Here is a 7928-nt window from a genome sequence, read left to right as displayed (position 1 = left end):
TGCTTCAAAGGAGAATATCCATGTCACCCTAACACGACATCTTGACCCACAACTCCCCATGTGAGTGCGGGGCGACGAGGAGGTGAAGAAGCGCCTCGACCCACCCCTTGTAGTCCTTCAAATAATTTCGATATATATGTTCCGAAACCAAGGAGCATAGGATGGCCGACGTCGATTCTCCCGTGGAGCGCCGTGCCGGCGCGTGTCCGGTCGACCACCGCCGCACCGCCCCGCCGGGCACCGCGCTCGCGCCCGCGGTCGAGCGCGACGCCGCGGGCACCTGGCATATCCGCAGCTTCGCGGTCGCGCGGCGGCTGCTGCGCTCGGACGCCACCCGTCAGGCCGGGTTCAAGGCCGAGCTGATCGAGAAGCTGCCCCAGCGCGGCAAGACCCCGATCCTGTTCCTCGAAGGCGCCACCCATCATGAGCAGCGCCGGCTGACCGCGCCCTTCTTCACCCCCAAGGCGGTGAGCAGCCGCTACCGCACGCTGATGGCGACGCTTGCCGATGCGATCGTCGGCCGCTTCGCCGCGAGCCGGCGCGCTGACCTGAGCATCATCGGCATGGAGATGGCGGTCGGCATCGCCGCCGAGGTCGTCGGCCTGACCGACAGCCTCGCCCCCGGGCTCGACCGCCGCATCAACGCCTTCTTCGCGGGCGGCATGGGCGAGACCGGCGGTCGCCTCAGCCGTGTGTGGCAGGCAGTCGTCGCCCAGGCGCGGCTGCTGCGTTTTTACCTGATCGACGTGCGCCCGGCGATCCGCGCGCGGCGCCGGACCCCGCGCGAGGACGTGATCTCGCACCTGCTCCAGCAGGGCTACACCGATTCCGAAATCCTGACCGAATGCATCACCTATGGCGCGGCGGGGATGGTCACCACCCGCGAGTTCATCACCGTGTGCGCCTGGCATATGCTCGACGATCCGGAACTCATGGCCACCTATCGCGCCGCCGACGAGCCCGCGCGCCATGCGCTGCTCGAGGAGATATTGCGGCTCGAGCCGGTGGTCGGCACGCTGTTCCGCCGCGCCACCGCGCCGGTCGATCTGGGCGAGGGCATCGCGCCGATCGCGGTCGGCGATCGGATCGCGGTCGATCTGCGCGCGGTCAACGCCGACGCCAGCGTCGCCGGCGAGGATCCGCTGACGGTGCGCGCCGATCGTTGCCCGGCGGCGCGGGCGGGGGCCGCGATCATGGGATTCGGCGACGGCCATCATCGCTGCCCGGGATCGTTCCTCGCGATCCAGGAGGCCGACATGTTCCTGACCCGGCTGCTCGCGGTGCCGGGTCTGAAGCTCGCGAAGCCGCCCGCGGTCGGCTGGAACGATCTCGTCACCGGTTATGAGCTGCGCGACTGCATCCTGACCTGCGACGCGCCGGGTCAGCCGGCGACGACCGCGGCCGGGCCCTCCGACAGCGCGCAGGTGTAGATGCGATGGGCGACCCGCCAGCCATCGGCGGTGCGGGCGAGCCGGTCGTCATATTCGCCCCACATCGCGTAGAGCGCGCCGTCGAGCGTGTCGCGGCCGCGGTGGACCGCATAGAAATGGACCCGCGCGGTGGCGCTGTCGCCGTCGACCGCGATCCGGAAGTTGAGCACATTATGATGGGTCGCCCCGCACCGCGATTCGGGGCCGAGATTGGCGTGCATCGACGCGATCAGGCTGGCGCGGTCGGGGCAGACCACCCCGGGGCCGAGCGCCTGGGTGTAGTCGCTCAGGCAGTCGGCGGTGAACACCTCGTCCATCGCATCGAAGCTCTTGGTGTCGACGATGTCGCAATAGCGGTGATAGACTTGGGTGATGGCGTCCTGATCGATCAGGCGGGCAAGCGACATGGCGGTCCTCTCCGGTTCGGGCGGTCGGCCGGGGCGCGCCGCCGTTCGATCCGCAAATTATCCATGCCCTTTGGCGTTGGCCAGCCTTGCGTGAAAATATCGTCAAGATTTTACGCAAGTCGTCGATTGCGGCTTGTGCGCGTCATTTCGGAACGATAGCATCATAATCAAGGAACGGGCGCCGCGGGGGCGTTACAGTTCCAGGCCGAAGCCTGGCGGACGATCACGGGCACAGGCGCGATCCGCGCCGGACATGATGCGGGCTGCGGCCAGAGGGATCGCCTCAAATCCTGGAGAAGGGTGCTATGTCAGACATACTCATTCGCGGCGGCACGGTGGTGGACGGAACGGGCGCCAAGCCCTTCGCCGCCGACGTCCGCATCGCCGGCAACCTCATCGTCGAAATCGGCCCCGATCTGGCGCCGCGCCCCGGCGAGGAAGTGGTCGACGCCACCGGCTGTCAGGTGACCCCGGGCTTCATCGAGAGCCACACCCATTATGACGCGACGATGTGGTGGCAGCCCGATCTCGATCCGCTGCCCGGCAATGGCGCCACCACCGTCATCCTCGGCAATTGCGGCTTCACCGCCGCACCCTTGTCGAAGGACAAGGCCGCGCAGCTGGAGATGATCAAGATCTTCTCCTTCTTCGAGGATATCCCGCTCAAGCCCTTCCTGCAGAATGTGCCGTGGGACTGGGAAAGCTGGTCCGAATATAAGGAATCGATGGCGAAGAACGTCAAGCTGCCGACCAACTATTCGGCGTTCGTCGGCCATATCGCGCTGCGCATGGCGGCGATGGGCGTCGAGGCCTGGGATCGCGCGGCGACCCCGGACGAGATCGCGCGGATGGCGGAGATGCTCGAGGATGCGCTGTCGGCCGGGGCGCTCGGCATGTCCGACAATCTCCACGACCATGACGGCGACAACCGGCCGATCCCGACCCTGCTCGCCGACGACGCCGAATTCGAGGCGCTGTTCGAGGTGATGCAGCGCCATCCCGGCACCACCTATCAGGTGATCGTCGACACCTTCATGCGGATGCGCGGGCCGGCCGATCTCGAACGGCTCGAGCGGTTGACCAAGGGGCGCAACATTCGCATGCAGGTCGCCGGCGCGATCCCGACGCTGGGGTTCCAGAAGGAGATCCTCGCCCAGATGAAGCCGCGGGTCGAACGGATGCAGGCCGAGGGCGTCGATATCTGGCCGGGCTTCGCGCATGTCTCGCCGACCAGCACGCTGAGCCTGATCAAGTCGCTGATCTTCGCCCAGTCGAACGACTATGTCTGGCACGAGGTGGTGCTCGCCGAGACCCATGAGGAGAAGGCGCGCATGCTCGCCGATCCCGAATGGCGGGCGCGGGCGCGGACCAGCTGGGACAATGAGGCCTGGCCGCATTCGCCGATGAACAACCCCAAGGACCTGTTCCTGCTCGATTCCGAGAATGGCACCGGCCCGGTCGGGATCACCCTCCACGAATTCGCCGAAAGCCGCGGCCTCCACCGCTCCGACGCGATGGCGCAGTGGATCGTCGAGAACGGGACCAGGTCGACCGTCCATATGGCGCCCTTCCCCAAGGACGAGGCGCTGACGATCCAGCTGATGAAGGACGAGAAGTCGGTCGGCAACATCTCCGATGCCGGCGCGCATCTCCAGATGCTGTGCGGCGGCGGCGAGAATATCCTGCTCCTCACCAAATATGTGAAGGAGGGGCTGCTGACCCTCGAGCAGGCGATTCACGTCAAGACCGGCAAGCTCGCCAATTTCTTCGGGCTGCACGACACCGGCGAACTCAAGGTCGGCAAGCGCGCCGACGTGGTCGTGTTCGATCTCGACGAAGTGAAATATCGCGCGATGGAGAAGCGTTACGACGTGCCCGACGGCGACGGCGGCACCACCTGGCGCTTCACCCGCCAGCCGGCGCCGATGCGCATCACGCTGGTCAACGGCATCAAGACCTTCGACGGCACCGCCTATACCGGCGCGACCCCCGGCGAATATATGGCGCCGACCGCGGCGGCACCGGCCGAACGGGCGCTCGAACCCGCCGAATGATCAAGAGCTAAAGGGGGAGGGGCCGGTCGCAAGACCGGCCCTTTTTTTGTGCATGACCGGCCGCAAGCTCATGCCGCGAAGCTGGTCGAGCGCGAGAGCGCATCCCAGGCAGCGATCTCGGAGTGCATGGCGTCGAGCTTCCGCTCGACCAGGCCCAGCGCGTCCTCGCCCAGGAACAGCCGCACCGGCGGATGTTCGGCCTCGACCAGTGCCAGCAGCGCCTGGGCGGCCTTCGCCGGATCGCCCGGCTGGTGGCCGCTCTTGGCCTGCCGTCCGGCGCGGATCGGGTCCATGACCGCGTCATAATCGGCGATGCTGCGCGGCGTACGGTCCATCGATCGTCCGGCCCAATCGGTGCGGAACTGGCCGGGGGCGAGCGCCGTCACCCGGATGTCGAAATCGGCCACCTCCTTGCCGAGCGCTTCCGAAATCCCTTCGAGCGCGAACTTGCTGCCGCAATAATAGCTGATCCCCGGCATCGTGATGAAGCCGCCCATCGACGTGACATTGACGATATGGCCGCGCCGCCGCGCGCGCATTCCCGGCAGCACCGCCTTGATCATCGCCACCGGCCCGAACACATTGGTCGCGAACTGGCGCTGAAGGTCGTCGATCGACGATTCCTCGAGCACGCCCTCATGGCCATAGCCGGCATTGTTCACCAGCACGTCGATCGGCCCGGCCTGCCGCTCGGCCTCGGCGACAGCCGCCGGGATCGTATCGAAGTCGGTCACATCGAGCAGGAGCGGATAAGCGCGGTCCGCCGCGAGGGCGGCAAAGGCTTCGGCATCGCCGGCTCGCCGCACCGTGCCGATCACCCGATGCCCGGCCGCCAGCGCCGCTTCGGCGAACGCCCGGCCCAGCCCCGAACCGACGCCGGTGATGAGGAAGGTCTTGGACGCTGCGGGCATGATCAAACTCCATATTGGTACTAAAACTATATCATGATATAGATATGCCCATGACACGTCGCAAGGCCGAACCTTCTCCCGTCGCCGCCCGAGGCGAACCGCTGCGCCAGAGGGTGATCGACGCGGCGGAGCGGCTGCTCAGGCAGGGCAGGGCCGATTTCTCGATGCGCGATCTCGCCGCCGAGGCGGGGGTCAGCTTCGCGACGCCGTTCAACCAGTTCGGCAGCAAGACCGCGATCATGCACGCGCTGTCGGATCGGCGGATCGATCGGATGGAAGCCGATTATCGCGCGATGCCGCCGGCAGGCGACGCTTATGCGCGCGTGCTTCTCGCCATCGATGCCGCGGCGGCGGTGATGCTCGAGGAAGCCGCGGTCAACCGGTCGGTGATGGGCTGGCTCGGCAGCGCCGGTGCCGTTCCCGGAAGCGTCCGGGCGCGGTCGGCGGGGTTATGGGCGCTCGCGCTGGGCGCGGGCGATGGCTTGCGCGCCGACCGGCGCGAACGGGCGCTGGCCTGTTTGCCGGAACAACTCGCCTTTGCCTTTCGCGGCGTGCTGTCGTTCTGGACCGCCGGCGAACTGCCCGACGCCGCGCTCGCGAGCAGCGCGCATGAGATCGCCGACACCCTGTTGCTCGGCTTTTACGACCGGTAGACACTCGGCAAAGAAAAAGGGCCGGAGGTCATCGACCCCCGGCCCTTGCTCCCGCAACCGGTGTCGCGTCTATTCCGCGGCGGCGGCCATCGCGTGGTCGTCGTTGCTGTGGCGCGGATCCTCGCTGACCGCGGTGGTCCATTTCCAGTGGCCCGACGGTGGCGCGCCGGTGATGCCGAATTTCTCGCGGATATCGGTGACCTGCCAGTCGAGATAGTCGCGATAGGGAATCAGGAAGAGCGGGTGCTTCCAGGCGCGGCCCTGCGCGGCGCCGATATCCTCGGCGTTGAGTTCCTCGGCGAACGCCTCCGGGTAGAAGAGACCGCTCTTCATCGTGGTCTTGGCCTTGAGATAGGCGATGACCCGGTTGAAGAAGGCCGCGAGCTCGGGCTTGAAATAGCCGTAGAGTGCGCGCGAATTGGCGGCGAGCAGCGCGATCTCGCCGCAATGATCGGTCTCGAAGCCGGTGATCATATGCTCGATGTCGTGGGTGTGGGTGCGCTCCTTCATGTAGAAGTCGAAGTCGCTGTTGATCTCCATCCCCTGGAAGAAATGGTCCATATTATAGCCGCTGTTGACGACGAAATCGTAGATCACCGCGCGCAGCGTGCCGGGCTTGGCGTCGGCCAGTTCCTCGGTCTTGAACAGCGACACCTTGCGGCCGTCGAGCCACGCCTTGAACTCGGGCAGGCGCGCTTTCTCCTCCTCGAACATCTCGAAGATGCGCGGCCAGTTCTCGAGCTCCATCAGGATCTTGACGACATTGGGGATATAGGCGGTGTTGGGTAGATCGGCGCCGTTGCGGCGGAGCATTTCCTGCGCGATCAGCGCGCGCAGCTCGGGATGGTTGAGATAGGGCGACGAGCTGATCAGCGTCGAGCTCTCGGTCGCGATCTTGGGTCCCGCGCCATTATAATAAGCGAAGTCGGCGTCGCTCACCCGCGACGAAATATCAGTGTCCATCGATGCTCTCCCGGTCCTTGGCCGATCCCTGGCTCTCGCCTCGTCCGACGGGACGATGACGCGCGCCACCGGTCCCTGTCAGTTTCGGAACTTACGTCCGAAATTCGGTCGAGGCAAGCTCTATGCGGCGATAATGCTGGTTTGCGTAAATTTGATCGGCTATCGATACGCAGCATGAGAGGGGCTATCGACGATGCGCGAAGACGACCGGCTGGCGATCCACAACCAACTCGGCCGGTTCGCGCGGATCCTCGACCGACGCGACTGGGATGCGGTGGGCGAGGTGTTCGCCGACGATGTCGCGTTCAATTATGGCGACGGCCGCGAACAGGCCGGGATCGCGGCGATGCGCGCGCAGTTCCGCGCTTTCCTCGACGGCTGCGGCCCGTCGCAGCATCTGATCGGCAGCATCATGATCGATCTGGACGGCGATGCCGCGACCAGCCGCGCCTATGTCCAGGCGCGGCACCAGGGGCTGGGCGACAAGGCCGACCGCTTCCTCGACACCAATGGCGAATATGTCGACCGCTGGGCGCGCCGCGCCGACGGCTGGCGGATCGTCCGCCGCGATGCGATCTGGGCGATGCATGTCGGCGATCCGGCGGTGCTCGCGGGGTAGAGTCATACGCGATCTCGAAGATGCTGACGCATCCTCGATCGATTTGCTCAAGCGCCGCACGGGTATCAGGGCCGGATCGACGCGCCGCCGTCGACCGCGATCGTCTGGCCGGTGATCCATTCGCCATCGGCCGAGAACAGCATCGCCACCATCGCGGCGATGTCGGCGCTTTCGCCCAGCCGCCAGCTGCGATGCGCGACCAGCACCCGGTCGATGAAGTCGGGAGCGATATTGTCGCGGATCTGCGCGGTCAGCACCATGCCGGGCGCGATGCTGTTGGCGCGCACGCCGTCCTTGCCCCAGCGGCTCGCGACATGGCGCATCAGCGCGTTCACCGCCGCCTTGGTCATCGCATAGGCGACCCGCTCGGGCTCGCCCATATGGGCGGCCGACGAGCTGGTATAGACGATCGCCCCGCGGTTCGCGATCAGGTGCGGCAGCGCGTGGCGGGTGCAGGAGAGATAGCCGCGCATATTGACCGCGACGGTGCGGTCGAACGTGTCGAGCTCGATCGTCAGCGCGTCGCCATCGTCGCGGATCGCCTGCATGTCGGCGGCATTGGCGTGCATATAGTCGACCCGACCGAAGCGCGTATGCGCCGCCGCCACCAGCGCCGCGACCGAGGCGTCGTCGGCCTGGTCATAGGCTATCGCCGCACCCAGGCCGCCCTCGGCGACGATCTGCGCGACCACCGCCTCGGCGGGTGCGGCGGCGAGGTCGCCGAGCATCACCGCGCAGCCTTCGCGCGCCAGCCGCAGCGCGGTCTCGCCGCCGATCCCGCCGCCGCCGGCGATCACCGCCACCTTGCCTTCGAGCCTTCGCATGATCGTACCTCCTGAAGTTTGAGGGGGGGGGCAGGTTCTTTAGGCCCCTCCCTTTCAAGGGAGGGGT

Annotated in this window: 8 protein-coding genes; 4 read left to right on the top strand and 4 right to left on the bottom strand. The window is 66.5% G+C overall.

What is annotated here, in order from left to right; genetic code table 11:
• Positions 1 to 161 precede the first annotated feature (161 nt).
• Positions 162 to 1430 (top strand): cytochrome P450, encoded by a 1269-nt coding sequence (locus AC1RM6_RS29990; protein WP_493108280.1) that lies wholly within the window; start codon positions 162 to 164, stop codon positions 1428 to 1430.
• Here AC1RM6_RS29990 and AC1RM6_RS29985 read toward each other — a convergent pair.
• On the bottom strand, positions 1382 to 1837 hold the full coding sequence (locus AC1RM6_RS29985; protein ID WP_493108278.1) for a nuclear transport factor 2 family protein: 456 nt from the start codon (positions 1835 to 1837) through the stop codon (positions 1382 to 1384). The two genes, AC1RM6_RS29990 and AC1RM6_RS29985, sit on opposite strands and share 49 nt — an antisense overlap.
• 305 nt (positions 1838 to 2142) lie before the next feature.
• On the opposite strand from AC1RM6_RS29985, the gene AC1RM6_RS29980 reads away from it, so the two are divergent.
• Entirely contained in the window at positions 2143 to 3891 is a 1749-nt protein-coding gene (locus tag AC1RM6_RS29980) for an N-acyl-D-amino-acid deacylase family protein (RefSeq protein WP_493108276.1), read from the top strand.
• Positions 3892 to 3959: 68 nt separating this feature from the next.
• Here AC1RM6_RS29980 and AC1RM6_RS29975 read toward each other — a convergent pair whose 3' ends face one another.
• Positions 3960 to 4802: an oxidoreductase gene (locus AC1RM6_RS29975; protein WP_493108274.1), complete on the bottom strand. Its 843-nt coding sequence runs from the start codon at positions 4800 to 4802 to the stop codon at positions 3960 to 3962.
• Between the two features lie 44 nt (positions 4803 to 4846).
• On the opposite strand from AC1RM6_RS29975, the gene AC1RM6_RS29970 reads away from it, so the two are divergent.
• Positions 4847 to 5455, top strand: coding sequence for a TetR/AcrR family transcriptional regulator (locus AC1RM6_RS29970; RefSeq protein ID WP_493108272.1), 609 nt, complete (start codon positions 4847 to 4849; stop codon positions 5453 to 5455).
• Between the two features lie 69 nt (positions 5456 to 5524).
• Here the strand turns inward: AC1RM6_RS29970 and AC1RM6_RS29965 are convergent, their stop codons facing one another.
• Entirely contained in the window at positions 5525 to 6418 is an 894-nt protein-coding gene (locus AC1RM6_RS29965; RefSeq protein WP_493108270.1) for a hypothetical protein, read from the bottom strand.
• A gap of 193 nt (positions 6419 to 6611) precedes the next feature.
• Here AC1RM6_RS29965 and AC1RM6_RS29960 point away from each other — a divergent pair, with 193 nt between their 5' ends.
• The gene (locus AC1RM6_RS29960; RefSeq protein WP_493108268.1) at positions 6612 to 7037 is read left to right on the top strand and encodes a nuclear transport factor 2 family protein; all 426 of its coding nucleotides are present in this window, start codon (positions 6612 to 6614) and stop codon (positions 7035 to 7037) included.
• 65 nt (positions 7038 to 7102) lie between these two features.
• On the opposite strand, the gene AC1RM6_RS29955 is transcribed toward AC1RM6_RS29960, so the two are convergent.
• A complete protein-coding gene (locus AC1RM6_RS29955; protein ID WP_493108266.1) occupies positions 7103 to 7861 on the bottom strand; it encodes an SDR family NAD(P)-dependent oxidoreductase in 759 nt (252 codons plus the stop codon).
• Positions 7862 to 7928: the final 67 nt, after the last annotated feature.

Source organism: Rhizorhabdus sp. GW822-FHT03C02 (assembly GCF_058801765.1).
The sequence above is the reverse complement of the archived record's forward strand: the minus strand, read 5'-3'. Positions and strand labels throughout refer to the sequence as shown.